The sequence below is a fragment of the Brevibacterium pityocampae genome (assembly GCF_039541555.1).
GTDB lineage: Bacteria > Actinomycetota > Actinomycetes > Actinomycetales > Brevibacteriaceae > Brevibacterium > Brevibacterium pityocampae.
Window position 1 is genome coordinate 76,170 of record NZ_BAABGL010000006.1, and the last position, 23,133, is coordinate 99,302.

General features: G+C 71.1%; 20 protein-coding genes and 2 tRNA genes. 17 read left to right on the forward strand and 5 right to left on the reverse strand.

Annotation, left to right across the window (positions count from 1 at the left end; translation table 11 throughout):
• Positions 1 to 151 precede the first annotated feature (151 nt).
• The 5 genes from ABD883_RS06430 (at position 152) to ABD883_RS06450 (ending at position 5,204) form a co-directional block, all read left to right on the forward strand.
• Positions 152 to 1,810: a penicillin-binding protein 2 gene (locus ABD883_RS06430; RefSeq protein WP_345030820.1), complete on the forward strand. Its 1,659-nt coding sequence runs from the start codon at positions 152 to 154 to the stop codon at positions 1,808 to 1,810.
• Between the two features lie 95 nt (positions 1,811 to 1,905).
• A complete protein-coding gene (locus ABD883_RS06435) occupies positions 1,906 to 2,691 on the forward strand; it encodes an amino acid ABC transporter ATP-binding protein (protein WP_137319585.1) in 786 nt (261 codons plus the stop codon).
• Between the two features lie 9 nt (positions 2,692 to 2,700).
• Complete coding sequence (locus tag ABD883_RS06440; protein WP_295687011.1) at positions 2,701 to 3,612, forward strand: glutamate ABC transporter substrate-binding protein; 912 nt, start codon at positions 2,701 to 2,703, stop codon at positions 3,610 to 3,612.
• A gap of 117 nt (positions 3,613 to 3,729) precedes the next feature.
• Entirely contained in the window at positions 3,730 to 4,377 is a 648-nt protein-coding gene (locus tag ABD883_RS06445) for an amino acid ABC transporter permease (protein ID WP_425548423.1), read from the forward strand.
• Positions 4,374 to 5,204: an amino acid ABC transporter permease gene (locus tag ABD883_RS06450; protein WP_345030826.1), complete on the forward strand. Its 831-nt coding sequence runs from the start codon at positions 4,374 to 4,376 to the stop codon at positions 5,202 to 5,204. The genes ABD883_RS06445 and ABD883_RS06450 overlap by 4 nt, the downstream gene beginning before the upstream one ends.
• Positions 5,205 to 5,276: 72 nt before the next feature.
• On the opposite strand, the gene ABD883_RS06455 is transcribed toward ABD883_RS06450, so the two are convergent.
• Complete coding sequence (locus ABD883_RS06455) at positions 5,277 to 5,783, reverse strand: acyl-CoA thioesterase (protein ID WP_345030828.1); 507 nt, start codon at positions 5,781 to 5,783, stop codon at positions 5,277 to 5,279.
• A 213-nt stretch (positions 5,784 to 5,996) separates the two neighbouring features.
• Here ABD883_RS06455 and ABD883_RS06460 point away from each other — a divergent pair, with 213 nt between their 5' ends.
• Complete coding sequence (locus ABD883_RS06460; RefSeq protein WP_137319590.1) at positions 5,997 to 6,314, forward strand: GNAT family N-acetyltransferase; 318 nt, start codon at positions 5,997 to 5,999, stop codon at positions 6,312 to 6,314.
• Between the two features lie 10 nt (positions 6,315 to 6,324).
• Here the strand turns inward: ABD883_RS06460 and ABD883_RS06465 are convergent, their stop codons facing one another.
• Positions 6,325 to 7,506 (reverse strand): transglycosylase family protein, encoded by a 1,182-nt coding sequence (locus ABD883_RS06465; RefSeq protein ID WP_345030830.1) that lies wholly within the window; start codon positions 7,504 to 7,506, stop codon positions 6,325 to 6,327.
• Positions 7,507 to 7,784: 278 nt separating this feature from the next.
• Positions 7,785 to 7,857 (reverse strand) — tRNA-Asn (locus ABD883_RS06470).
• Positions 7,858 to 8,056: 199 nt separating this feature from the next.
• Here ABD883_RS06470 and ABD883_RS06475 point away from each other — a divergent pair.
• From ABD883_RS06475 to ABD883_RS06485, 3 genes are read left to right on the forward strand one after another with little or no spacing between them, the layout of a single operon-like run.
• Entirely contained in the window at positions 8,057 to 8,965 is a 909-nt protein-coding gene (locus tag ABD883_RS06475) for a DMT family transporter (RefSeq protein ID WP_265809689.1), read from the forward strand.
• 46 nt (positions 8,966 to 9,011) lie between these two features.
• Positions 9,012 to 10,208 carry a glycosyltransferase gene (locus ABD883_RS06480; RefSeq protein WP_345030835.1) on the forward strand — a complete coding sequence of 399 codons (1,197 nt, stop codon included), beginning with the start codon at positions 9,012 to 9,014 and terminating at the stop codon, positions 10,206 to 10,208.
• Positions 10,209 to 10,248: 40 nt separating this feature from the next.
• The gene (locus ABD883_RS06485; RefSeq protein WP_217494853.1) at positions 10,249 to 10,833 is read left to right on the forward strand and encodes a flavin reductase family protein; all 585 of its coding nucleotides are present in this window, start codon (positions 10,249 to 10,251) and stop codon (positions 10,831 to 10,833) included.
• A gap of 62 nt (positions 10,834 to 10,895) precedes the next feature.
• On the opposite strand, the gene gluQRS is transcribed toward ABD883_RS06485, so the two are convergent.
• Positions 10,896 to 11,840 carry a tRNA glutamyl-Q(34) synthetase GluQRS gene (gene gluQRS / locus ABD883_RS06490; RefSeq protein WP_345030840.1) on the reverse strand — a complete coding sequence of 315 codons (945 nt, stop codon included), beginning with the start codon at positions 11,838 to 11,840 and terminating at the stop codon, positions 10,896 to 10,898.
• A 79-nt stretch (positions 11,841 to 11,919) separates the two neighbouring features.
• Between gluQRS and ABD883_RS06495 the strand changes: the two genes are divergently transcribed.
• The 8 genes from ABD883_RS06495 to ABD883_RS06530 all read left to right on the forward strand — a co-directional run bounded on the left by ABD883_RS06495 (position 11,920) and on the right by ABD883_RS06530 (position 21,727).
• Positions 11,920 to 13,467: an MFS transporter gene (locus ABD883_RS06495; protein ID WP_345030843.1), complete on the forward strand. Its 1,548-nt coding sequence runs from the start codon at positions 11,920 to 11,922 to the stop codon at positions 13,465 to 13,467.
• Positions 13,468 to 13,570: 103 nt separating this feature from the next.
• Positions 13,571 to 16,783, forward strand: coding sequence for a beta-phosphoglucomutase family hydrolase (locus ABD883_RS06500; protein ID WP_345030846.1), 3,213 nt, complete (start codon positions 13,571 to 13,573; stop codon positions 16,781 to 16,783).
• Positions 16,784 to 16,969: 186 nt separating this feature from the next.
• The gene (locus ABD883_RS06505) at positions 16,970 to 18,223 is read left to right on the forward strand and encodes an EAL domain-containing protein (protein ID WP_265809679.1); all 1,254 of its coding nucleotides are present in this window, start codon (positions 16,970 to 16,972) and stop codon (positions 18,221 to 18,223) included.
• Positions 18,224 to 18,232: 9 nt separating this feature from the next.
• Positions 18,233 to 18,697 carry a ribonuclease E activity regulator RraA gene (gene rraA, locus ABD883_RS06510; RefSeq protein ID WP_345030855.1) on the forward strand — a complete coding sequence of 155 codons (465 nt, stop codon included), beginning with the start codon at positions 18,233 to 18,235 and terminating at the stop codon, positions 18,695 to 18,697.
• Positions 18,698 to 18,791: 94 nt separating this feature from the next.
• Positions 18,792 to 18,865, forward strand: a tRNA-Ile gene (locus tag ABD883_RS06515).
• A gap of 49 nt (positions 18,866 to 18,914) precedes the next feature.
• Complete coding sequence (locus ABD883_RS06520; protein ID WP_345030858.1) at positions 18,915 to 20,612, forward strand: class I adenylate-forming enzyme family protein; 1,698 nt, start codon at positions 18,915 to 18,917, stop codon at positions 20,610 to 20,612.
• A gap of 121 nt (positions 20,613 to 20,733) precedes the next feature.
• Positions 20,734 to 21,105 carry a hypothetical protein gene (locus ABD883_RS06525; RefSeq protein ID WP_345030861.1) on the forward strand — a complete coding sequence of 124 codons (372 nt, stop codon included), beginning with the start codon at positions 20,734 to 20,736 and terminating at the stop codon, positions 21,103 to 21,105.
• 130 nt (positions 21,106 to 21,235) lie between these two features.
• On the forward strand, positions 21,236 to 21,727 hold the full coding sequence (locus ABD883_RS06530) for a DUF3145 domain-containing protein (protein WP_345031168.1): 492 nt from the start codon (positions 21,236 to 21,238) through the stop codon (positions 21,725 to 21,727).
• Positions 21,728 to 21,874: 147 nt separating this feature from the next.
• On the opposite strand, the gene ABD883_RS06535 is transcribed toward ABD883_RS06530, so the two are convergent.
• Positions 21,875 to 23,116, reverse strand: coding sequence for a beta-ketoacyl-[acyl-carrier-protein] synthase family protein (locus tag ABD883_RS06535; RefSeq protein ID WP_137319600.1), 1,242 nt, complete (start codon positions 23,114 to 23,116; stop codon positions 21,875 to 21,877).
• Between the last annotated feature and the right edge of the window lie 17 nt (positions 23,117 to 23,133).

Consider the following 23,133-nt stretch of genomic DNA (forward strand, 5'->3'; position numbering starts at 1 on the left):
GAGTCTACGGGTGACCGGCGCCACTGTTCCTGCCATGATGATCGAAAGCGCGTGCGTCCCGCACGGTTTCCCGACATGCAAGACGGTGCACGGGCATCGAGAACCGTCCGGGCCCGGCGGGCCCGCGCACCGACAGGGCGGAGGAGGGCGGATGCATCGGCGCACCGGTCTGCTGCTCGTCGGTGTCGTGCTCGCGGTCCTCGCGCTCCTCGTGTCCCTCCTCATCGTCCTCGATCCCGAGCTCGGCACCTCGCCGGAGTCCGCGGCCCGGCGCGCTGCCGAATCGCTCCAGGAGGACGCGGTGGCCCACGGGCCCTGGACCGACCCGCAGGCCGCGGAACGGGAGTACGCGAAGGTGCGCGCCCCGCTGCGGACCACCCGTCTGCTCACCCCGACCGTCGTCGATGTGCTCGAGGTCCGCAGCACCGGAGAGGCGAGCGCGCAGGCGGTGCTCCACTGGGGGTGGACGACGGACCCGGAATCGGAGACCGGGATTCCCGACTGGACGTACACCTCCGTGCTCGAAGTGCGCAAGCACCGACTGTCCTGGCAGGCCGAGTTCGTGCCCGCGGTGGTCCACCCCGACCTCACAGGCGGCCACGTCTTCGCCGTCGAGTCCGCTCCGGCGCAGCGCGGGCAGATCCGCGGGGCCGGCGATGCCGTGCTCACGAGCACTGAGGCCGTCGTCGACGTCGGGATCGAACCCGGACGCGTCGAGGACCTCGATGAGGTGCTGCGGGTGCTCGAGGCGGAGCTCGACGTGGATCCCGGACCGCTGCGGGACCGGGTGGAGAGCGCCGCGGCCACCGCCTTCGTGCCGGTGATCACCCTGCGCGAGCGCGACTACATCGACGTCGCCGGGGCCATCCGGCCGATCCCCGGCACGGTGTTCCGCCGCAGCGAGCGCTCGATCCCGGTGCGCCAGGGCCTCGGCCCGCTGCTGCTCGGCCGCGTGGGCGAGGCCACCGCCGAGGAGATCGCCGCCGCACCCGCCCGGGTGCGCCCCGGGGAACTCGTGGGCCGCGGCGGCCTCCAGGAGCACTACGAGGAGGAGCTCGCCGGGTCCGACGGGTACACCCTGTCCATCGCGATGGCACCCGTGGACGGAGAGTCGGCACCGGAAGAACCCGCCGCCGAGCCGCTGCTCACCGTCGACCCGGTGCCCGGCCGGCCGGTCCGCACGACGATCGACCTCGCGGTGCAGGCCGCGGCCGAGGCCGCCCTCCAGGACACCGGATCCCCGGCGGCGCTCATCGCCGTCGACCCCGGCACCGGAGAGATCCGCGCGGTCGCGAACGCCGACGGCGGATTCGACCGGGCGCTGCGCGGCGGCTACTCCGACGGCCCGCACTCCCTGCTCGTCGAGGCGCTGCTCGAGCACCGCGGCGAGGATCCGGACGACCCCGGCCGGCGGACAAGGGCGGCGGCCGACCTCGGGATGAGCGGCCTCGACATCGGTCTGCCCGCGCTGTCGGCACGGACCGCCGGCGCCGGGCTCACCGGCAGCCCGATCGCCGCGGCGGCCGGCGCCTCCTCGGTGCTCGCCGGGGGCACCTCTGCGCCGGCCCTCGTCACCGAGGCCGGCGGCGCGCCGCGCAGACTCGCGGGCACCGCCGGGTCGCTCACCGCGGCAGAGGCCCGGGCGCTGCGGCCGGTCCTGAACCGGCCCGCGGACACCGGTGCGACGACATGGCGCATCGGGGAGACGGAGCACGCGGGCGTAGGACTGCTGTTCGTGCTCGTCGTGGAGTCCGCGGACCGCGGGGAGGCCGACCGCGCCGCGGAGCGCTTCCGGGAGCAGCTCGGCTGAGCATCTATAACGGATGCGTCTCGATTCGGGACCAATGACCGCCATTCGGGGTCGGAGTGACCTGCACCACGTGCAGGGTGTTTATTGTGATCCACATGACAGCTGATCCGAACCCCGCGCAGACCTCCCCGCAGCCTGCTCCCGGCCGGCCGCTGGTGGAGATCACGAACGTCGACAAGCACTTCGGCGAGTTCCACGCGCTCAAGGACATCACCCTCACCGTGCACCACGGCGAGGTCGTCGTCGTCATCGGCCCGTCGGGCTCCGGGAAGTCGACGCTGTGCCGCACGATCAACAGGCTCGAGACGATCGACAACGGCACGATCACCATCGACGGGAAGGTCCTCCCGGAGGAGGGTGCCCAGCTCGCGCAGCTGCGCTCCGACGTCGGCATGGTCTTCCAGTCGTTCAACCTCTTCGCCCACAAGACGATCCTCGAGAACGTCACGCTCGGCCCGATCAAGGTGCGCAAGCTGGGGAAGGCCGATGCCGACGCCCTCGCGATGGACCTGCTCACCCGGGTGGGCGTCGAGCACCAGGCGCAGAAGTTCCCCGCCCAGCTGTCCGGCGGCCAGCAGCAGCGCGTCGCGATCGCGCGAGCACTGGCGATGAAGCCCAAGGTCATGCTGTTCGACGAACCGACCTCGGCGCTCGACCCGGAGATGATCAACGAGGTCCTCGACGTCATGGTCGAGCTCGCGCAGGACGGCATGACCATGGTCGTCGTCACCCACGAGATGGGATTCGCGCGCAAGGCGGCGAACCGGGTGGCCTTCATGGCCGACGGGGAGATCGTCGAGGTCGCGGAGCCGGAGACCTTCTTCACCGCTCCGAGGTCCGAGCGGGCCAAGGACTTCCTGTCCAAGATCCTCACCCACTAAGGAGACACCATGAAGAAACTGCACACTCTCCTCGCGGCCTCGGCCGTCGGCATCCTGGCGCTGAGCGCCTGCGGTCAGAGCGGCACCCCGGAGACGGGCGGCGGAGGCGGCGAAGGCGGCGGCGACACCGCTGCCGAGGCGCCCCAGTACGAGGTCGCATCCGACGTCGACCTCGCCGACAGCCCGACCTGGTCCGCGGCGAACGACGCCGGGACCCTCAAGGTCGGCGTGAAGTTCGACCAGCCGGGACTCGGCAACAAGGACGCCACCGCCGATGCCCCCGAGGGCTTCGACATCGAGATCGCCAAGATCACCGCCGCCGCGCTCGGCTTCGAGCCCGACCAGATCGAATGGGTCGAGACCGTGTCGGCCAACCGCGAGCCCTTCCTCCAGCAGGGCAACGTCGACCTCGTCGTCGCCACCTACACGATCAACGACGAGCGCAAGGAGGTCGTCGACTTCGCCGGACCGTACTACGTCGCCGGTCAGGATCTCCTCGTGGCCGAGGACTCCGAGATCGCCGGACCGGACGACCTCGCCGGAACCACCGTGTGCTCGGTCGACGGCTCCACCCCGGCCCAGCGGATCCAGGACGAGTACGGCGACGCCGAGCTCGTCACCTACGACGCCTACTCCAAGTGCGTCGAGGACCTGCAGACCGGCAACGTCGACGCGGTGACCACCGACGACGCGATCCTCCGCGGCTACGCCGCGCAGTACGAGGGCGAGTTCAAGGTCGTCGGCGAGCCCTTCTCCGACGAGCCCTACGGCATCGGCCTGCCCAAGGACGACCAGGCCCTGCGCGACGCGGTCAACGATGCGCTCGAGCAGGCAGGGGAGGACGGCACCTGGACCGAGGCGTTCGAGTACACCCTCGGCGACTCCTCCGGCGTCGAGCAGCCTGCGGTCGACCGCTACTGATCCGTGCCCGCGCGAGTGCTCCCGGGTGAGGGTCGACGGCCCTCACCCGGGGCGCCTCGGGCGGACCTCACCCAGCTTGACCGAACCGAAAGCTGATCGCCCGTGTCATTCCTCGATATGACCCAGCTGTTCCTCAGCGGCACGTGGGGAACGCTGAGACTCTTCCTCCTCACGCTCGTGGGCTGCCTGGTCCTCGGCACGATCCTCGCCGCGATGCGGGTCTCACCCACTCCGGTGCTCCGGGTCACCGCCCACAGCTACGTCAACGTGGTGCGCAACACGCCGCTGACCCTGGTGATGTTCTTCTGCGTGTTCGGCCTGCCCTACCTCGACATCCGGTTCGCCGAGAGCGCCGGACTCAACTCGATGATCCTGGCGACGATCGCGCTCATCGCCTACACCGCCTGCTTCGTCGCCGAGACCCTGCGCTCCGGCATCGCCACGGTGCCGGTGGGGCAGGCCGAGGCGGCCCGCGCGATCGGCCTGACCTTCGGCCAGACCCTGTCCACGGTGGTGCTCCCGCAGGCCGTGCGCACAGTCATCCCGCCGCTCGGCAGCGTCATCATCGCGATGCTCAAGAACACCTCGATCGCATCGGCGTTCAACAACCGCGAACTCATGTCGGCGATGCGCAACGCGATCGAGCTGCGCGGCGACCTCGTCATCACGATCCTGCTCGCCACGGCCGTCGTCTACCTCGTGCTGGCGCTGATCCTCGGCCGGGTGTTCGACCTCCTCGAGAAGAAGCTGGTGATCCTCCGATGAGCGCGCCCACCCAGGTCCTCTTCGACGCCCCGGGCCCCAGGGCGCGGCGGAACAACGTCATCATGTCCGTGGTGTCGGTGCTCGTGCTGCTCGGCATCATCGCGTTCATCGTCTGGAAGTTCTACGACGCCGGCCAGCTCGAGCCGAACCGGTGGAGCCCCTTCACCTACACCGGCATCCAGCAGGTGCTGCTGCGGGGGATGGGCGCCACCCTGTCCGTCGCGGCGGTCGCGACTCTGCTCGCCCTGGCCGTCGGACTCGTCTTCGCGCTGCTGCGCCTGGCCCCGACGCGCGCGATCTCGCTGCCCTCGACGATCGTGCTCGAGGTGTTCCGCGGCGTCCCCGTGCTGCTCCTGATCTTCGCGACGTTCATGATCTTCGGCAACCGGATCGGACCGTTCTGGTCGGTGGTCATCGGGCTCACGCTCTACAACGGCATGGTCATCGCGGAGATCATCCGCGCCGGCATCCTCGCCGTGCCCAAGGGGCAGCGCGAGGCGGCGATGGCGATCGGTCTGCGCAGCTCCCAGACGATGGGTCTCGTGCTCCTGCCGCAGGCGCTGCGCGCGATGATGCCGACGCTCATCGCCCAGGTCGTGGTGCTGCTCAAGGATTCCGCGCTCGGCTTCATGGTGACCTACCAGGACCTGCTCTACCAGGTCAACGCGATCGGCCGCCAGTACAACAACCTGCTCCCGACCTTCATCGTCGGCGCGCTGCTCTACATCGCCATCAACATGATCGTCGCCGCGTTCGCGCAGTGGCTCGAGCGCCGCCTGCAGTCGAAGACCGCCGGGGGCTCGGGGCCGGCGAAAGCCACCGACTGACGACACGCCGTCGAGCGACGATGCGGCGCCCCCGGGCGGGAGGTGCCGGACCGGGGTGCCGCAGGGGTCGTGTCAGCGGCGGACGCCCATGGCCCCGCACACCGGGGCGGGCCAGCCGAGATCCCCGTCGGCGGCGACGGCGGCCTCGAGCGCCTCGCGGAACTCCTCGGGGAACGCCGCGGCCTTCCGGGCGGTCATGTCGACGTGGACGAGCACGACCTCGAACACGGTCGCGACCCGTTCGCGCTCCCGGTCGAGGATGAGGGTGATGAGGTGCACCGACTTCGGACCGACGTCGACGCACCGCACATGCGCGCTGAGCCGCTCTCCGAGGCGCAGCTCGCTGAGGTAGGTGAGGTGGTGCTCCGTGGTGAACAGGCCGGTCGGCGGCTCGGCCTCATAGAGTCGCTGCAGGCCGAGTCCCTGGCAGAACTTCCACGCCGCCTCGCCGCCGATGTCGAAGAAATGGCTGATGTTCATGTGCCCGTTCTCGTCGATCCAGTCCTGGGGGACGGTCGCCTCGAGCACGGTGGGCAGGGCATCGACCTGGGCGAAGGTCGGGGTGCTGAAATCGGCCACGGGGGCTCCTCGTTCGTCTCGGCGGCATCGGCAAGCACTGTCGAATATATCGGACCCGATGGCGGCGGTGCGTGCAGCGTCCACGGTGAGTGCACCGCGGGCCTCATCGAGCCGCCGGGGGAGTGATGCCCGTCGGGGGGTCCGCCGGGGCAGCGGTGGGTGCGGATAGACTCGGGGCCATCAGCCCGCCTGCGCTCGGAAGGGGAGCCGCCCATGAGCACACCTGAGATCGTCACCACGCCCGTCGAGGTCCTCGACAACCTCACCCACGATCGGTTCGAGCTCTGGGCCTCCGAGCCGGAGCGCACCTTCGTCGGCTTCCTCGGCTACCGGCTCGAGCGGCCCGGGGTCTACGACCTCCAGCACACGATCATCTCCGAATCCTTCGGCCGCCAGGGGTACGCGCGCACACTCGTGACGAAGGTCCTCGACCAGCTCCGGGAGCGCGAGCAGCGGATCGTGCCCACGTGCTCCTACGTGCAGCGCTACCTCGAGCGCTTCCCGCAGTACGCGGACCTCGTGGAGTCCTGAGCCCCGCCGCTCAGCGGATGCCGAGCTTGCGGGTGCATGCCGGCCAGGCGCCCCAGCCCTGGACCTTCTGCACCTTCTGCGCGATCTCGATCTGCTGCTCGCGGGTGGCGAGGTGCGCGTTCTTCGCGTACTTGTGGCCGCCGAACGCCTTCCATGTGCTCGCGGAGAACTGCAGGCCGCCGTAGTACCCGTTGCCGGTGTTGATCTTCCAGTTGCCTCCCGATTCGCACTGCGCCAGGCGGTCCCACACCGGGTCGATCGTCGTGTAGGTCTTCAGGCCGCCCTGGAAGCGCTGTTCCCACCTGCCGCTGCCGACCTTGCGCTCACTGCCGGTGGGATAGCCCCAGGAGCCGTTCTCCCAGCCGGCCTTCGCCCACTGGCGCTGCATGCCGCCCTTGGTGGCGTGCGCACCGGTCTTCGGCGACCAGTGGATCTGGCCCTTCTGGAACTTCTGGTAGCAGCCCCCGCCCTTGAGTCCGCAGCGTTCTCCGGAGGTCGGGTAGCCGAGGTCGCCGGTCTCGTGGCCGTTCCAGGACCAGGCCCGGGCGATCGCGCCGGTGGTCGCCCGCGCACCGGTCTTCGGTGACCAGTGCACCTCGCCCTTCTGGAACCGCTGGTAGCAGCCGCCGCCCTTGAGGCCGCAGCGCTCGTTCGACGTGGGGTAGCCGAGCTTCCCGCCCTCGTGCCCGGTCCGGGCCCAGGTGTTCGCGATCGCGCCGAGGGTCGCATGGGCGCCGGTCTTCGGCGACCAGTGCACCTCGCCCTTCTGGAACCGCTGGTAGCAGCCGCTGCCGCGCAGACCGCACCGCTCGGCGGTGGTCGGACGGCCGAGGTCGCCGGCGGCGCCGCCGAGGTCGTGCCAGGTCGAGGCGATCGCACCGCGCACCGCGAACGCGCCGGTGCCGGAGCTCAGTGCATCGCCGGCCGGCGCCTCGGATGCGGGATCCTCGGGAGCGCTCTCGTCCGCTGTGTCATCGGATCCGGCACCCTCGTCCGGGGCCTCTTCGGGCTGAGCGCCCTCGTCCGGGGCGTCTTCGGGAGCGCTCGGGGGAGCGGTCGTCGCCTCCGCGCTCGGTCCGGTGTCGGTCGAACCGAGGCCGGCCGCGGAGGCCGAGGCGATGCCGAGCTGGGCGGTCATGGCGAGTGCGGCGACGGCGACCGCCGTGCGCCGTGCGAGATCGGTGATCCTCATGATGTGGTCTCCGTCGGTCGGATCGCGATGTGCACCTCGGGCGGGTTCTCGGCCACAGGCGGCACGCGTGGAAGATACGTTACGGTATCTTAACCATAAGGGCGCAGTAATGTCACAATGTCGCAACACTGACATAATGTGATGCGCCACTGGGGGAGGCCACACCTCGCGGTGGAAATGTGCGGGGCGCCGGAGCCCGACTCGACGGGGGACAAGGCGGCCTGCGAACGCGAAGCAGGCGGGACCCGGAGAAATCCGGATCCCGCCTGCTCGATGTGCTCCCCCGGCTGGGCTCGAACCAGCGACCCTTCGATTAACAGTCGAATGCTCTGCCAACTGAGCTACGGAGGAATAGCGTGCGTGGTGCCGCACGCGAGAGACCACTCTAGCACCGGGCCTGCCGGAGGTCCAAGCGGATCGGAATGGCGTGGATCACAGCCCGGGGGAACCTGCCCGACGACCCTGGGGTTTTCCGCCGACCTGCCCGTGAACCCCCGGTTTCCGGCTCTTCGGGACGGTGCCCGGCGTCTCGCCTGCTTAGACTGTCGGCGTGACCCCTCTCGCCATCGTCCTCGCAGTGCTCGCCGCCGTCGGCCTCGCCTTCGGCGCGATGTACCAGCACCGTGGTGTGGCCGACGAGGACGATCACCCCGCAGGATTCCGGCTCGGGACCTTCCTTCGCCTGCTCCGCAACCGGACGTGGCTGCTCGGCCTCCTGTGCCTGGGGCTGGGCACCGTCGCGAACGTCGTCGCCCTCTCGCTGGCCCCCGTCATGGTCGTCCAGCCGATCGGTGCGGTCTCCCTCCTCATCTCGATCCTCCTCGCCGCCCGCTACCGCGGACTGCGGATCACCCGTCGGATCTCGCTGGCCGTCGCGGTCTGCGCGCTCAGCGTCGCCGCCTTCGTTGCGGTGTCCGCGAGGATCGCGAGCACCCGCCTGCACGTGGGGGAGGAGTCCCACCCGGTCGCCTGGATCGCCTTCGCGCTCTCCGCGGTCTTCCTCGTCGTCGTCCTGGCCTGGCGGCGTCCGCCGCAGCTGCTGCTCGTGCTCGGTGCCGGTCTGCTCTTCGCCTGCGTCGCCACGACCACGCACCTCGTGAGCAACCAGTTGTTCCAAGCCGGCCCCGGCGCGGTGTCGCTGCTCAACCTCGTCGCGCTCGTCGTCGCCGCCGCGATCGGGACCTGGTTCGTGCAGGCGGCGTACTCCGCCGGCCCGCCGGAGATGGTGATCGCCGGTCTCACCGTCGTCGACCCGATCTTCGCCGTCGTCCTCGGCTCGGTCGTGCTCGGGGAGGCCGCCGGCGCACCGCCGCCCGTCGTGCTCCTCATGTCGGCCACCGGAGTGGTCGCCTGCGCCGCCGTCGTTGTATTGTCCCGATATCACCCGGACGTCATCGAACGGGAGCGCGCCCGGCGCGCCTCCCGGGCCGTCGTCGCCGCGACAGGATCACGCGTCTGAGCAGGGCTCCCGCCCGCCTCCACGCCCGGAAGGACACGCACCGGACATGGCATTCCCGCCACCGCTGACCATCTGCATCCCCGCCGAGACCTATGCCCCCGAGGTCAATGGAGCCGCGAAGTTCACCGAGCGCCTCGCCGCCGGACTCGCTGCGCGCGGTCATGAGGTCCACGTCATCTGCCCCTCGCCCACCGGTGTGCCGAGCACCGACCGGGAGGACGGGGTCGTCGTCCACCGCATCCGGTCCCATCGCTGGTACTTCCACCCGACCTGGACGATCTGCATGCCCTGGGAGACCAAGCCCGCCGTCGCCCGGCTGCTCGACGACATCCGCCCCGACGTCGTCCACACGCAGGCGCACTTCGTCATCGGCCGCTACGCGTTCTCCGAGGCGCACCGCCGCGGCATCCCGGTCGTCGCGACGAACCACTTCATGCCGGACAACGTGCGGCCGTATCTGCCGGTGTCCGGTCCGGTCGTCGACGCTGCGACCGCCGCGGCCTGGTGGGACCTGCGGCGCACGTTCCAGTCCGCCGAACACATCACCGTGCCCACCCAGCTCGCTGCGGACCTGCTCACCGAGAACGGTTTCGACCGGCCCATCCAGGCGGTGTCGTGCGGGATCGACCTGTCGCGCTTCCGCCGGGCGCAGGAGGGGGTGGGCCCGGGCGTCGGCGGGTCGGACGCGGCCCCGACGGTGCTGTTCGTCGGTCGGCTGTCGAAGGAGAAGCACATCGACGACATCGTCCGTGCCCTTGCCCGCACCGACCCCGGCCTCGGCCTGAGCGCGGTGATCGTCGGCACCGGCGACCAGGAGCCGGCACTCCGCTCGCTCGCCGCCGAGCTCGGTGTCGCCGACCGGGTGGAGCTGCGCGGCAAGGTCGACGAGCGCGCGCTCGTGCGCGCCTACCAGGAGGCGACGTTCTTCTGCCTGCCCGGCACCGCGGAACTCCAGAGCATCGCCACCCTCGAGGCGATGTCCTCGGGAAATCCCGTGGTGCTCGCGGACGCGGTGGCGCTGCCCCACCTGTGCGAGGACGGCGTCAACGGATTCCTGTTCCCGCCGCGCGACGTCGACGCCCTCGCCGAGCGCTTCACCCGCCTGTGCCGGATGCCCGCGGCCGAGCGCGCCGCGATGGGAGAGGCCTCCCAGACCACGGCCGCCCGGCACGACATCACCCGCACCCTCGACGCGTTCGAGGACATCTACCGGAAGGTCATCGATGAGCCCCGTGCCGCCTGAGCACCCGACCCCCGGCACGCGCGGTCCGGGGTCCCGGCCCATGCGCACCTTCGAGGCCGCCGACCTCGAGGCGACCCGCCGCCTCATGTACGGGCTCGTCGTTCCCCGCCCGATCGCCTGGGTGACGACGGCGGACGCGCACGGGCGCACCAACCTCGCACCCTTCAGCTTCTTCACGGTGGTGTCGACCCGCCCGGCGATGATGGGCCTGGCGATCACCCCGGACCACACCTCCGAGGTCCACAAGGACACCTGGCGCAACCTCGACGCCACCGGAGAGCTCGTCATCCACTCGGTGTCCGAGGCCGATGCGCAGGCGATGCACGCGAGCTCGCGCCCGCTGCCGGCCGAGCACAGCGAGATCGCCGAGCTCGGGCTCGCCACCGAACCGAGCGAGCTCGTCGCCCCGCCGCGGCTGTGCACGGCGGACTCGGCGCTCGAGTGCCGGGTGGAGACACGGCTGCGGCCCGGCCAGGAGGAGTTCTTCGTCGTCCGCGTGCTGCGCGCCCACGTCGCGCAGGCGCTGAGCGATGCGGCGGGGCATATCGACATCCCGGCGCTCGACCCCGTGGCCCGGGTGGGGCGTCACTACGCGCACCTCGCCGAGCACTACCGACTGGGCTGAGGACCGCCGCGCCGAGCGCCCTCGCACTGCGCAGTCCCGCTCCGCCGACGGGATGAGTCCGCTCAGTCTGCCGGCGGGGTGAAGACGACCGGCTCCGGGGCGAGGCGGCCGAGATCGAACTCCGCCAGCGCCTGCTCCATGCCGGACCACGGTCCGAACCCGCAGGACCGCCCGAGCCACGCCCACACGTCGAAACCGAGCGTGTCGAGCTCCCGCAGCGTGACCGCGCCGTCCCGCTTGGCCAACCGGGCGCCGGACGGGGCGAGGACGAGCGGCACATGGACGTATCGGGGCACTGCGAAGCCGAGCAGCGCGGCGAGGTGCGCCTGGCGCGGCGCGGAGCTCGCGAGGTCGTCGGCGCGGACGACCTGGTCGATGCCGGTCTCGCCGTCGTCGACGACGACGGCGAGGTTGTAGGCCACCACCCCGTCCCCGCGCCGGAGCACGAAATCGTCGACCGCGCCGGTGACGGGCCCGAGGAAGTCGTCGTCGACGGTGACCGACTCGTGAGCGGTGCGCAGGCGGACGGCGGGATGGCGACCCTGCTCCCGCAGCCGGGCCCGGGCGGTCCGGCGCGTGGTCTCGCCGAGGTCCCGGCAGGTGCCCGGGTAGGCGCCCGGGGGAGTATGGGGCGCCGAGGGGGCGGCCTGGATCTCCTTCCGCGAGCAGTAGCACTCGTAGGTCAGACCGCGCTCCGCGAGCGCGGCGAGGTGCGCGGCGTAGCGGTCCGTGCGTGCGGACTGGACGAGCACCGGCGGGTCGACGTCCACCCCGAGCGATTCGAGGTCGGCGCGCTGACGCTCGGCGGCACCGTCCTGCACCCGGTCGAGGTCCTCGACCCGCCAGCGGAACACCCGGCCCGTGGTCCGCGCACAGAGGAACGCGAGCACCCCGGTGCGGATGTTGCCGAGGTGGAGGTCGCCGCTCGGGCTCGGCGCATAGCGGCCGGCAGGCGTGCGGGGCGGATCCGGGACGGGGTCGGCGGGGGCCTGCGGAGCGACGGACATGGCGTCCACTGTAGCGTCGGGCGGCGCGGGCGCGGACCCGTCTTTGCCCCGCCGCTGAAGCGGGTGTACGAATGAGGGAATGAGCTCCCACCCGGAACCGCGGCTGACGGACGTCCAGCGGACGGTCCTCGCGATCACCCTCGTCCCGCTCTTCATGTCGCTGCTGAGCGTGTCGATCGTCAATGTCGTGCTGCCGTCGATCGAGACCGGGCTCGGGGCGAGCGCCTCGGGCCTCCAATGGGTGCTCACCGGATACACGCTGGCCTTCGGGGTCGTGCTCGTCGCCGCCGGCCGGGCCGGAGACCTGTTCGGGCGCGCACCGATGTTCGTCGTCGGCGTCGCGCTGTTCGGGCTGTCCTCGCTCGTCGCCGGATTCGCCCCGAACGAGGTCGTCCTCAACATCGCGCGCGTCACCATGGGGATCGGCTCCGGATTCCTCAATCCGCAGACGGTGGGGCTCATCCAGCAGTACTTCCAGGGCGCGCAGCGCGGCCGGGCGTTCGGCATGTTCGGCGCGGTCGTCGGGATCTCCGTGGCGATCGGCCCGGTGCTCGGCGGGGTGCTCGTCGCGCTGCTCGGCGCCGACTGGGGATGGCGCTCCTCGTTCCTCATCAACGTGCCATTCGCCGTCGTGTCGATCCTCTTCGCCGTCCGCTCCCTGCCGGCCTCCGCATGGCGCGCCCTGCCGGATGCCGACGCCGCATCGCCTGACACCCCCGGCGCCCCGGCCGGAGCGGAGGAACCCGCCCCCGGGCCGGCCGCACCCCCGCCGGCGGCACCCGCGGACCGCGCCCCGGCCCGCCGGCTGCCCGACCTCGACCCGGTCGGCATGGCGCTCCTCGCACTCGGCACGCTCGCGGTGATGATCCCCTTCCTCCAGTTCTCCGCCGGACCCTGGGTGTGGTCGATCCTCGGCCTCGGCGTCCTGCTCGTGCTCGCGTGGGTGCGCTGGGAGGCGGCCTACAAGCGGCGCGGGCGCGCACCCATGGTCGACCTCCGGCTGTTCGCCACCCGCTCCTTCGCCAACGGCTCGCTGCTCATCGCCCTCTACTTCATGGGGATGACGAGCGTGTGGGTGGTCGGCGCGATCTTCCTCCAGTCCGGGCTCGGCCGCACCGCGCTCGAAGCCGGGCTCGTCGGGCTGCCCGCTGCGATCCTCTCCGCGTTCTCCTCCGGTATCGCCGGGCGCCACGTGTTCCGGATCGGGCGGCCGATCGTGCTCGGCGGGATCGCGATCCTCCTGGTCGGACTGGTGACGAGCATCCTCGTCGTCGTGCTCCACGACCGCGCCGGCACAAGCATCTGGTGGCTCCTGCTCACCCTGTCCTTCGTCGGGCTCGGCCAGGGGTCGACGATCAGCCCCAACCAGACGCTCACGCTCGCCGACGTCCCGCTGCGCTACGCCGGCTCGGCCGGCGGAGTGCTCCAGACCGGGCAGCGGATCGGCACCGCGATCGGGCTCGCCCTCATCACCGCGGTGTTCTTCGCGGTGCAGGGCCAGGCAGGCTGGACGGCGGCCTTCGTCGCCGCCTACCTCGTCATCATCGCCATCGTCGTCGCCTCCGGCGTCGTCGGGATCGTCGACCAGGTGCAGGCCCGCCGCGCCGGGAGGAGACCCGGCGCGTAGCCCGCGGCGTCGTTCACCTGTCCGAAACCTCGTTATGGTGGTCTGTGGTCAGCCCGGTCTCCCGGGGACCCGCCCACCGGCCGTCGACGATCACGGAGCCCCCATGCACACGAGCACCGCAGCCGACCACGAGGTCCCGTTCGCCGCGACCGCGCCGTGGTCCGCCGTCGTCTTCGACATGGACGGCGTGGTCACCGATACCGCCTCGCTCCATGCCGTGGCCTGGAAGCAGCTGTTCGACACCGCGCTGGCCGACGAGTCGCTCGAGGGCAACGTCGACCGCAGCCCCTTCGACGTCGTCGGCGACTACCGTCGCTACGTCGACGGGCGCCCGCGGGAGGACGGTGTGCGCACCTTCCTCGCCGCGCGCGGTGCAGTGGTCCCCGAGGGCGAGGAGACCGACGACGCGGACCAGCTCACCGTCCACGGGCTCGCCAAGCGCAAGAACGACTGCTTCAACGCGATCCTCGCCGAGGACGGTGTGCGGGTGTTCGACGGCACCATCCGGCTCATCAAGCGCCTGCGCCGCGGCGGCATGCCCACCGCCCTCGTCACCGCGAGCCGCAACGCGCCACTGCTGCTCGAGAACGCGGAGATCACCGACCTGTTCGACGTCATCGTCGACGGGCAGGTCGCCAAGGACCTCGGCCTGCCCGGGAAGCCGGAGCCCGCGACCTTCCTCGAGGCCGCCAACCGGCTCGGCGTCGACGCCGTCGACACCGCCGTGCTCGAGGACGCCGAGGCCGGGGTGCGCGCGGCCCGGGCCGGCGGGTTCGGGCTCGTCGTCGGGATCGCCCGCGACCACAACCGGCAGGCGCTCGAGGCCGCCGGCGCCGACGTCGTCGTCAACGACGTCACCGAGCTCGACCTCGGCGACGTGCGCGACGACCCGTGGGAGCTCTCCTTCGAGGGCGTCGATCCCGAGCACGAGGGCAGGCGCGAGGCGCTCACCACCCTCGCCAACGGCTACATGTCGCTGCGCGGCTCCGCTCCGGAGCGTGCCGCGGACGGCGTGCACTACCCGGGCTCGTACATGTCGGGGATCTTCAACCGCCTGGTCAGCCACGTCAACGACCGCGACATCGAGCACGAGTCGATGGTCAACCTGCCGCGCTGGGCGCTGTGCGACGTCAAGGTCGGCGACGGCCGGTGGTGGTCCGAGGGCGGGCTCGAGGTCGTCGAGGAGAACCGCACGCTGTCGATGGCCACCGGTGTCCTCACCCGCACCGCGGTGCTCGTCGACGACCGGGACCGGCGGCTGCGGATCAAGCAGCAGCGGCTCGTCTCCATGGCCCACCAGCACGTCGCGGCGATGCTCACCGAGATCACCCCGGTGAACCATTCCGGGATGATCTACGTGCGCACCGGCGTCGACACCTCGGTGCTCAACGACAACGTCGCGGAGTACGACCAGCTTGCCAAGCGCCACCTCGTCAACCGGTACAACTCCGTCGCCCAGGACGGCACGCTCATCTGCGAGGTCGAGACCACGCAGAGCCACCTGCGGATCGCGATGGCCCAGCGCACCACCCTGACCCAGGAGCCCACGCACGCCGTCACCACCCAGGTGCCCGAGGTGTCCCATGCCTACTCGGTGTCGACGATCGAGGAGACGCAGGCGATCTACCGCGAGTTCGCGGTGCCCGTGGAGAGCGGGTACGCGGTGAGCGTCGACTCGACGACGGCGGCGGTGAACTCGCGCGACTCCGCGATCACCTCGGTCCGCGGGGGCGCGGTGCACCAGCTCGACTGGCTGCCCGCGATCGGCTTCCACAACCTCCTGCCGGCCCACACGGCGGCCGTGCAGCGGCTGTGGGAGCGTTTCGACGTCGAGGTCGACGCCGATCCGCAGACCCAGCTCATCATCCACCTCCACACCTTCCACCTGCTGCAGTCGCTGTCGCCGCACACCGCCTTCCTCGACGCCGGCACCCCGGCGCGCGGCCTCCACGGCGAGGGGTACCGCGGGCACATCTTCTGGGACGAGCTCTTCATCCTGCCGCTGCTCAATCTGCGGCTGCCGGAGATCTCGAAGTCGCTCCTGCTCTACCGCTGGCGGCGGCTCGACGCCGCCCGCCACCACGCGCGCGAGGCCGGGCTCGCCGGTGCCCTGTTCCCGTGGCAGTCGGGCTCCGACGGCCGCGAGGAGACGCCGATCGAGCTCTACAACCCGCGGTCCAAGCGTTGGATGCCGGACAACTCGCGGCGGCAGTTCCACGTCGGCCTCGCGATCGCCTACAACGCCTGGCAGCACTACCGGGCGACGGCGGACACCGGCTGGCTGGCCGCGCAGGGCGGCGAGCTCCTCATCGAGGTGGTGCGGCTGTTCGCGTCGATGTCGTCCTACGACGCGAGCGACGACCGCTTCCACATCACCGGCGTGATGGGGCCCGACGAGTTCCACGACGGCTATCCGGGCCGGTCCGGCGAGGGCCTCGACGACAACGCCTACACGAACATCATGACCGCCTGGCTGTGCCGCCACGCGGTGGAGATCTTCCGCGTGCTGTCCTCCCACGAGGCCGAGGACCTGATCTTCCGGCTGGGCATCCAACCGGCCGAGATCACCCACTGGGGCCGGCTCGCCGCCCGTCTCGCGGTGCCGTTCAACTCCGACGGGGTGATCAGCCAGTTCGAGGGCTACGACGATCTCAAGGAGCTCGACTGGGCCGCCTACCGCAAGAAGTACGGCAACATCGGCCGGATGGACCTCATCATGGAGTCCGAGGGCGACTCCACGAACAACTACAAGCTGTCCAAGCAGGCCGACGTCACGATGCTCTTCTTCCTCCTCGGTCCTGAGGGCGTCATCAAGGAGCTGCGGCGCATGGGGTACGAGTTCACCCATGAGCAGGTCGTGCAGACGATCGACTACTACGTCGCCCGCTCGACGAACGGCTCCAGCCTGTCCAATGTCGTCAACTCCGGTGTGCTCGCCTCGATCGGGCGCGAGGAGGCGTGGGACGCGTGGAAGCAGGCCGCCGTCGTCGACCTCAACGACACCCAGTGGGGCACCACGCAGGAGGGCATCCACCTCGGCGCGATGTCCGGCACCGTCGACGTCATCGTGCGCGCCTTCGCCGGGGTGCTCATCCGCTTCGACCGGATCGAGTTCTACCCCCGGCTGCCCGCCGCCATGGGCTCGGTGCGGTTCCGCGTGCTGTTCCAGGGGCAGGTCATCGACGTCCGGGTCTACCACGACGAGCTCGTCCTCATGTCGCGATCCCACGAGACCTCCCGCGTCAAGGTCCAGGTGTTCGACGAGCAGCGGTTCCTCGACGGCGGGGCGACGCTCCACTTCGCGCTCGACGGCTGAGACCCAGGGGGTCGGTGACCACCGGTTCCCGCCGTCGGGGGCGCGGTGCCCCGCCTTCTGCGACGGGTGCGGCACGATCCTGTGTCAGTCCTGTCATAAATCCCGGATCGCCGTGAACCGGAGCGGCCGATATGAGACCCTGGACGGGTTCCACGGGCGCAACCATCGTGAGGAGACCACTGCATCGTGCAGACCGACAGCGTCGACACCTCGACCGCAGAGCTCGAGCGGCTCATCCGCTCCGGTCTCATCGACACCCACTTCGCCCCCGTGGTGGACCGCTTCACCGGGGAGCCCGCCGGCTACACCCTGCAGCACCTCGAGCACGGCTCGGAGGACGGCACCGGCAGCGCCTCGGCCCGGCTCCGCGCCGACATCCGCGCCTCCCAGCTGATCGGCGACTTCGACGCCTCGCTGCGCTCGATCGGTCTGCGCGCCGCCGAGGCCGCAGGCCTCCCCACCCACACCCGCCTCTTCCTCCAGGCCGAGCCGGAATCCCTCGTCACCGTCGAGGATCGGACCGACGAGCCCGACCGCTCGGTCATCCTGCAGCTTCACCCGGAGCGGATCGCCGCGAGCCCGGCCGCGGTGCTCCGCTCGGTCCGCCTTGCCCGCTCGCAGGGCTGGGGCATCGGGATGGAGGAGATCGGAGTCGACCTCGCCACCGCGGCGTTCCTGCCGCTCGTCAACCCGTCCGTCGTCACCCTGCATCCCGGGGTCCTCGACATCACCGACACCGCCCACCTCGCCGAGCTCATCCGCCTCCTCCACGCCCACACCGAGCGCACCGGCGGAGTGATCATGGCCACCGGTGTGCGCCACGAGGACGACCTCGAGATGGTCCGCGCCCTCGGGGTGCGGTTCGTCACCGGGCCGCTCTACGGCGGTCCCTCGACCGCGCCGGAGCCGCTGACGAACCCGCCGGAGGATCCGCTCGCCGACCACTTCTCCCGGAACGCCGCGGTGCAGGGCACGCCGTTCTCCGCGACCCGCGCGCTGCGCCGCGATCCGCTCGTCATGGACGAGCCGCTGCTCACCGCGCAGATGCAGTCCCTGCAGCGCCGGGCGCTGGCGAGCGGCGGAGAATCGTCCGTGGTGATCGGTGTGTTCGGGGAGGACCAGGAGCTCATCACCGCGACACGGGAGAACTTCTCCGTGCTCAGCGGCTCGGCCGGCTTCGTCGCCGCGCTGTCCGGCGGGTTCGAGGAGCCGCCGATCCCCGGCGTGCGCTCGGGGATGGTCGACGCCTCCGACCCGCTGCGGCGCGAGTACGCCGTCATCGTCGTCGGTTCCGACTGGTCGGCCATGGTCGCAGCTTCCCGGCGCTCCGATCCGGGGCCCGACGGCCGCGTCGAGTACGACGTCTACGTCACCTCGGAGCGCTACACCTGCGTCGACGCCGCCCGCGGCGTCCTCAGCAGGATCCGGCCGCTCGGCTAGGATCGCCCCATGATCTCCACAGCAGACCTCTACGACGAGCGCGGCGAGGAGCTCGACTCCGTCGCGCTCCAGTTCCTCGACCTCGGCGGGCGGGAGTCCTTCTCCGGCCCGATCCGCACGATCGTGTGCCACCGCGACAACGGGCTCGTCAAGCAGACTCTCAACTCGCCCGGGGACGGCGCAGTGCTCGTGGTCGACGGGGGAGGCTCGCTCGAATCGGCGCTCATGGGCGACCTCATCGCCGCGGCCGCGGTGGAGAACGGCTGGGCCGGCGTCGTCATCCTCGGCGCGGTCCGCGACCGCACCGCGCTGGCTGCGCTCGACCTCGGGGTCAAAGCACTCGGCTCGAACCCGCGCAAGTCGTCGAAGGACGGGGTCGGTGAGGTCGACGTCCCGGTGACGATCGGTGAGGTGCGGCTGGTCCCGGGACGCATGATGTGGGCCGACCCCGACGGCATCCTCGTCGAACGCTGAGCGTGGCGCCCATCTGCTAGCCTGGCGACGGCACGCCCGCCGTGGCGCAGGACACCATCGGTGACCTGTGCGTCGCTCCGCGCGCAGGCTGCACGCCCCTGTAGCTCAGCTGGTCAGAGCAGAGGACTCATAATCCTTTGGTCGCGGGTTCAAGCCCCGCCGGGGGCACCGGTACGGCACACCGAGGTGCCGGGAGAGATCGAGGAGAGCCGACGACATGACAGCACTGAGGTCGCATGCCGAGGTCGACGCGGAGCTCACCGCTCCCGGCGCGCCGTTCGAGACCATCGAGATCGATCGCTCCGGAGTCACCGTGCGCGCCTGGCGCCACGCCCCGCCGAGCCTGCGCGCGATGATCGAGGCCTCACGCGAGCACGGGGACCGGGACATGCTCGTGCTCGGCACCGACCGCCTGAGCTACGCCGAGCACTTCCGCCGTGTGGCCGGGCTCGCGCACGCGCTCGTCGAGGAGTACGGGATCCGCCCGGGGGACCGAGTCGCCATCGCGATGCGCAACTACCCGGAATGGTCGATCGCCTTCTTCGCCGCAGCCTGCGCAGGCGCCGTCGTCGTACCGCTCAACGCCTGGTGGGCCGCCGGTGAGCTCGAGTTCGGGCTGCGCGATTCCGGAGCGCGCGTGCTGCTCGCGGACGACGAGCGCCTCGAGCGCCTCTCCGATGTGCTGCCCGCCCTCGACCTCCCCGTGCTCGTGGCCCGTCCCGCCGGAGAGCTGCCCGCCGGCGCGCGGGACATGGCCGAGGTCCCCGGCGCCGCGGAGCTGCCGGACTGCGAGATCGGTCCGGACGACGGCGCGACGATCTTCTACACCTCCGGCACCACCGGCACCCCCAAGGGGGCCTTCGGCACGCACCGAAACATCTGCGGCAACGTCATGAGCGTGCGGTACGCCGCGGCCCGGGAGCAGCTGCGGCAGGGGAGCAATCTGCGCGAGCTCCTGGCGAACCCGGCGCCCCCGGGGGCGATCCTCGTCGCGGTGCCGTTCTTCCATGCCACCGGCTGCCATGCGGTGCTGCTCGGCGCGGTGAGCCAGGGAGCCACCCTCGTGCTCATGCACAAGTGGGACGCCGGGGTCGCTCTCGAGCTCATGGAGCGCGAACGGGTGACGAGCTTCACCGGCGTGCCGGCGATGCTCACCCAGCTCTACCAGCACCCGGACTTCGCCGACCGCGACCTCAGCAGCCTGACCGGGATCGGCTCCGGGGGAGCGTCGGCCGCTCCCGCGCTCGTCCGCCGGACCACCGAGCTCCTCCCGCAGGCGGCTCCGGGCAACGGGTACGGCCTCACCGAGACCTCCTCGCTCACCACCGCGAACCGCGGGCAGGACTACATCGAGAAGCCCGACAGCGTCGGCCGACCGGTGCCGATCTGCGATGTCGACGTCATCGACCCCGCGACCTGGGAGCCGCTGCCTCCCGGCGAGCTCGGGGAGCTGCGGATCAGGGGAGCCAATGTCGTCACCGGATACTGGAACCGGCCGGAGGCCACCGCCCAGGCGATCGTCGACGGCTGGCTCCACACCGGCGATCTCGCCCGGATCGACGAGGAGGGCTTCGTCTACATCGTCGACCGCGCCAAGGACATGATCATCCGCGGCGGGGAGAACGTCTACTCCGCCGAGGTCGAGGCCGCGATCCACCAGCACCCCGACGTCGCCGACTGCGCGGTTATCGGCATCCCGCACGAGGAGCTCGGTGAGGAGGTCGCCGCCGTCGTGCAGTGCGTGCCCGGCTCGACCCTCTCCGAGGAGGGGCTCCGGGAGTTCCTCGACACCCGGATCGCGAAGTTCAAGATCCCCTCCCACGTCGTCATGCAGCGCAGGGACCTGCCCCGCAACGCCGCCGGCAAGCTCCTCAAACGCGACATCAAGGCCGAGTTCGACACCGCGGCCGGTTGAGAGACGACGCGGCCCCGATGACGGACACCGCACGCGCCGAGGCGCACCCGAACGAACCCCGCTGGGTCGCCGGGATGCCTGAACCGCAGCGCACCCGGATGCGCACCGACATCCGCCGCTGATGCACTGGTCGGCGCTGCCGATCTGGATCGGCGGCATCGTGCTCATGGCCGTCGGCGTCAACCTCGCCGGGGGAGCGGCCCGCGACGTCGGGATGGAGCACCTGCAGCCGGCGATCAACGCGACCTTCGTCGGCTTCCACTTCATCCCCTACGCCTGGGCGTTCGTCACCCGCATGATCCTGTGGCTCGGGGTGTGCGTGGGCTCGATCGGGGTGCTCGGGGTGCTCGCCGGGATCCTCGCGGGCCCGCCGTGGGCGGCCGTCGGTGCGATCGTCGCCGGCCTCGTGCAGGTCACCATCGTCCTCGTCTGGGCCACCGGCCGGCTGCGCGGCGGGGCCCCGCGCCTCGGCCGTCGACCGGCATCCGCCTGAGCACCGCGGGCGCACCCGCCCGGCGCGGGTGCTGGCACCGGCCCTGACCATGCCATACAATGACCGCAGACCTCCGCATATTCGGATCGTAGGGGAAGACGTATCCGAACCGCAGGAGGCAGATATGGATATGACGCAGGGCGTGCTCTTCGTCCACTCAGCACCTCGTGCGCTGTGCCCTCACATCGAGTGGGCAGCGGGCGGGGCCATCGGCGCGCAGGCGAAGTTCGACTGGACGCCGCAGCCGGCCGCACCGGGCATGTTCCGGGCGGAGATCTGCTGGAAGGCGCCCGGCGGCTCCGGCGCGCGCATCGCCTCGGCCCTGCGCGGCTGGGACGGCGTGCGCTACGAGGTCACCGAGGAGCCCTCGGCCGGGATCGACGGCGGCCGCTGGAGCCACACCCCCTCGCTCGGCATCTACCACGCCACCACCGACGCGTTCGGCAACATCGTCGTGCCCGAGGACATCATCCGCTCGGTGCTCGTCCGTGCGGCCGAGCACGGCGAGGACATCGCCGGTGCGATGGAGAAGGCGCTCGGTCAGGCCTGGGACGACGAGCTCGAACCCTTCCGCCACGCCGGTGAGGGCGCCCCGGTGCGCTGGCTCACCAAGGTCGGCTGAACCCGCTCCACCTGCGCCGCCCTGCGTGCGGCGCGCCCCGGCACCCCGATGCCTGTCACCGGTGCCCCTGCCTCCCTCCATGCGAACGGCCGCCTGCCCGCAGACCTGCAGCGGACAGGCGGCCGTTCGGCGCGCCCGGAAGTGCTCTCAGACGCTCTTGACGGCGACGACGGCGTTGTGGCCGCCGAAGCCGAACGAGTTCGTCAGCGCGGCGATCTCACCGGCCGGGAGCTCCTGCGGGGTGTCGCGGGCGATCGTCAGCTCGATCTGCGGATCGACCTGCTCGATGTTGATCGTCGGAGGAGCGGTGCGGTTCTGCACAGCGAGCACGGTGAGCACGGCCTCGACCGCGCCGGCACCGCCGAGCAGGTGGCCCATCATCGACTTCGTGGCCGAGACCATGGCATCGGAGGCGTGCGGGCCGAGCAGGGCGTTGATCGCCAGCGATTCGGGCACGTCGCCCACCGGGGTGGACGTCGCGTGCGCGTTGATGTGGCGGATGTCGGCCGGCTGCAGACCGGCGGTCTCGAGGGCCTGGCGCATCGCGAGGATCGAGCCGCGGCCCTCGGGCTCGCCGGCGGTGATGTGGTACGAGTCGTTCGAGATGCCCCAGCCGCCGATCTCGGCGTAGATCTTCGCGCCGCGGGCCTTCGCGTGCTCTTCGAGCTCGAGCACGAGCGTGCCGGCGCCCTCGCCCATGACGAAGCCGTCGCGGTCGATGTCGTAGGGGCGCGAGGCGGTCTCGGGCGAGTCGGTGCGGCGCGACAGGGCGCGCATCGAGGAGAACGCGGACAGCGTGACGGGCAGGATCGCGGCCTCGGAGCCGCCGGCGATGACGACGTCGGCCTTCCCGGAGCGCAGCTGGTCGAAGGCGTGTCCGATACTCTCCGTGGACGACGCGCAGGCTGACACGATCGTCTGCACGGCTGCGCGGGCGGAGAACTCCATGCCGACGGCGGCAGCGGGTCCGTTGGGCATGAGCATGGGCACGGTGAGCGGCATGACGCGGCGCGAGCCCTCCTCGCGCAGCGTGTCCCAGGCGTTGAGCAGGGTCCAGGCGCCGCCGATCCCGGTGCCCCAGGACACGGCGAGCCGTTCGGGCTCGACCTCGGGGGCGCCGGCGTCCTGCCAGGCCTCCCGGGCGGCGATCAGGGCGAAGCGGCTGTTGGGGTCGAGGCGCTTGGCCTCGACGCGCGTGAGGTTCTCCTCGACGACCGAGGCGTCGATGGGTGCGGCGAAGTCGACGGGGATGCCGTACTTCTCCGACCAGTCGTTGGTGAGGGTGCGTGCACCCGACGTTCCGGCCAGGGCGGCGCGCCAGGTGGCGTCCGCTCCGGTGCCGAGGGGGGTGACGGCACCGAGTCCGGTGACGACAACAGTGGAAGTCATGGTGTGAAACCTCGTCG

Bases quoted from the DNA above. Each gene is read 5' to 3' on its own strand.
- ABD883_RS06430 (WP_345030820.1), top strand. From the start codon at position 152: ATGCATCGGCGCACCGGTCTGCTGCTCGTCGGTGTCGTGCTCGCGGTC.
- ABD883_RS06435 (WP_137319585.1), top strand. From the start codon at position 1,906: ATGACAGCTGATCCGAACCCCGCGCAGACCTCCCCGCAGCCTGCTCCC.
- ABD883_RS06440 (WP_295687011.1), top strand. From the start codon at position 2,701: ATGAAGAAACTGCACACTCTCCTCGCGGCCTCGGCCGTCGGCATCCTG.
- ABD883_RS06445 (WP_425548423.1), top strand. From the start codon at position 3,730: ATGACCCAGCTGTTCCTCAGCGGCACGTGGGGAACGCTGAGACTCTTC.
- ABD883_RS06450 (WP_345030826.1), top strand. From the start codon at position 4,374: ATGAGCGCGCCCACCCAGGTCCTCTTCGACGCCCCGGGCCCCAGGGCG.
- ABD883_RS06460 (WP_137319590.1), top strand. From the start codon at position 5,997: ATGAGCACACCTGAGATCGTCACCACGCCCGTCGAGGTCCTCGACAAC.
- ABD883_RS06465 (WP_345030830.1), bottom strand. From the start codon at position 7,506: ATGAGGATCACCGATCTCGCACGGCGCACGGCGGTCGCCGTCGCCGCA.
- ABD883_RS06480 (WP_345030835.1), top strand. From the start codon at position 9,012: ATGGCATTCCCGCCACCGCTGACCATCTGCATCCCCGCCGAGACCTAT.
- ABD883_RS06485 (WP_217494853.1), top strand. From the start codon at position 10,249: ATGCGCACCTTCGAGGCCGCCGACCTCGAGGCGACCCGCCGCCTCATG.
- gluQRS (WP_345030840.1), bottom strand. From the start codon at position 11,840: ATGTCCGTCGCTCCGCAGGCCCCCGCCGACCCCGTCCCGGATCCGCCC.
- ABD883_RS06495 (WP_345030843.1), top strand. From the start codon at position 11,920: ATGAGCTCCCACCCGGAACCGCGGCTGACGGACGTCCAGCGGACGGTC.
- ABD883_RS06500 (WP_345030846.1), top strand. From the start codon at position 13,571: ATGCACACGAGCACCGCAGCCGACCACGAGGTCCCGTTCGCCGCGACC.
- rraA (WP_345030855.1), top strand. From the start codon at position 18,233: ATGATCTCCACAGCAGACCTCTACGACGAGCGCGGCGAGGAGCTCGAC.
- ABD883_RS06520 (WP_345030858.1), top strand. From the start codon at position 18,915: ATGACAGCACTGAGGTCGCATGCCGAGGTCGACGCGGAGCTCACCGCT.
- ABD883_RS06525 (WP_345030861.1), top strand. From the start codon at position 20,734: ATGCACTGGTCGGCGCTGCCGATCTGGATCGGCGGCATCGTGCTCATG.
- ABD883_RS06530 (WP_345031168.1), top strand. From the start codon at position 21,236: ATGACGCAGGGCGTGCTCTTCGTCCACTCAGCACCTCGTGCGCTGTGC.
- ABD883_RS06535 (WP_137319600.1), bottom strand. From the start codon at position 23,116: ATGACTTCCACTGTTGTCGTCACCGGACTCGGTGCCGTCACCCCCCTC.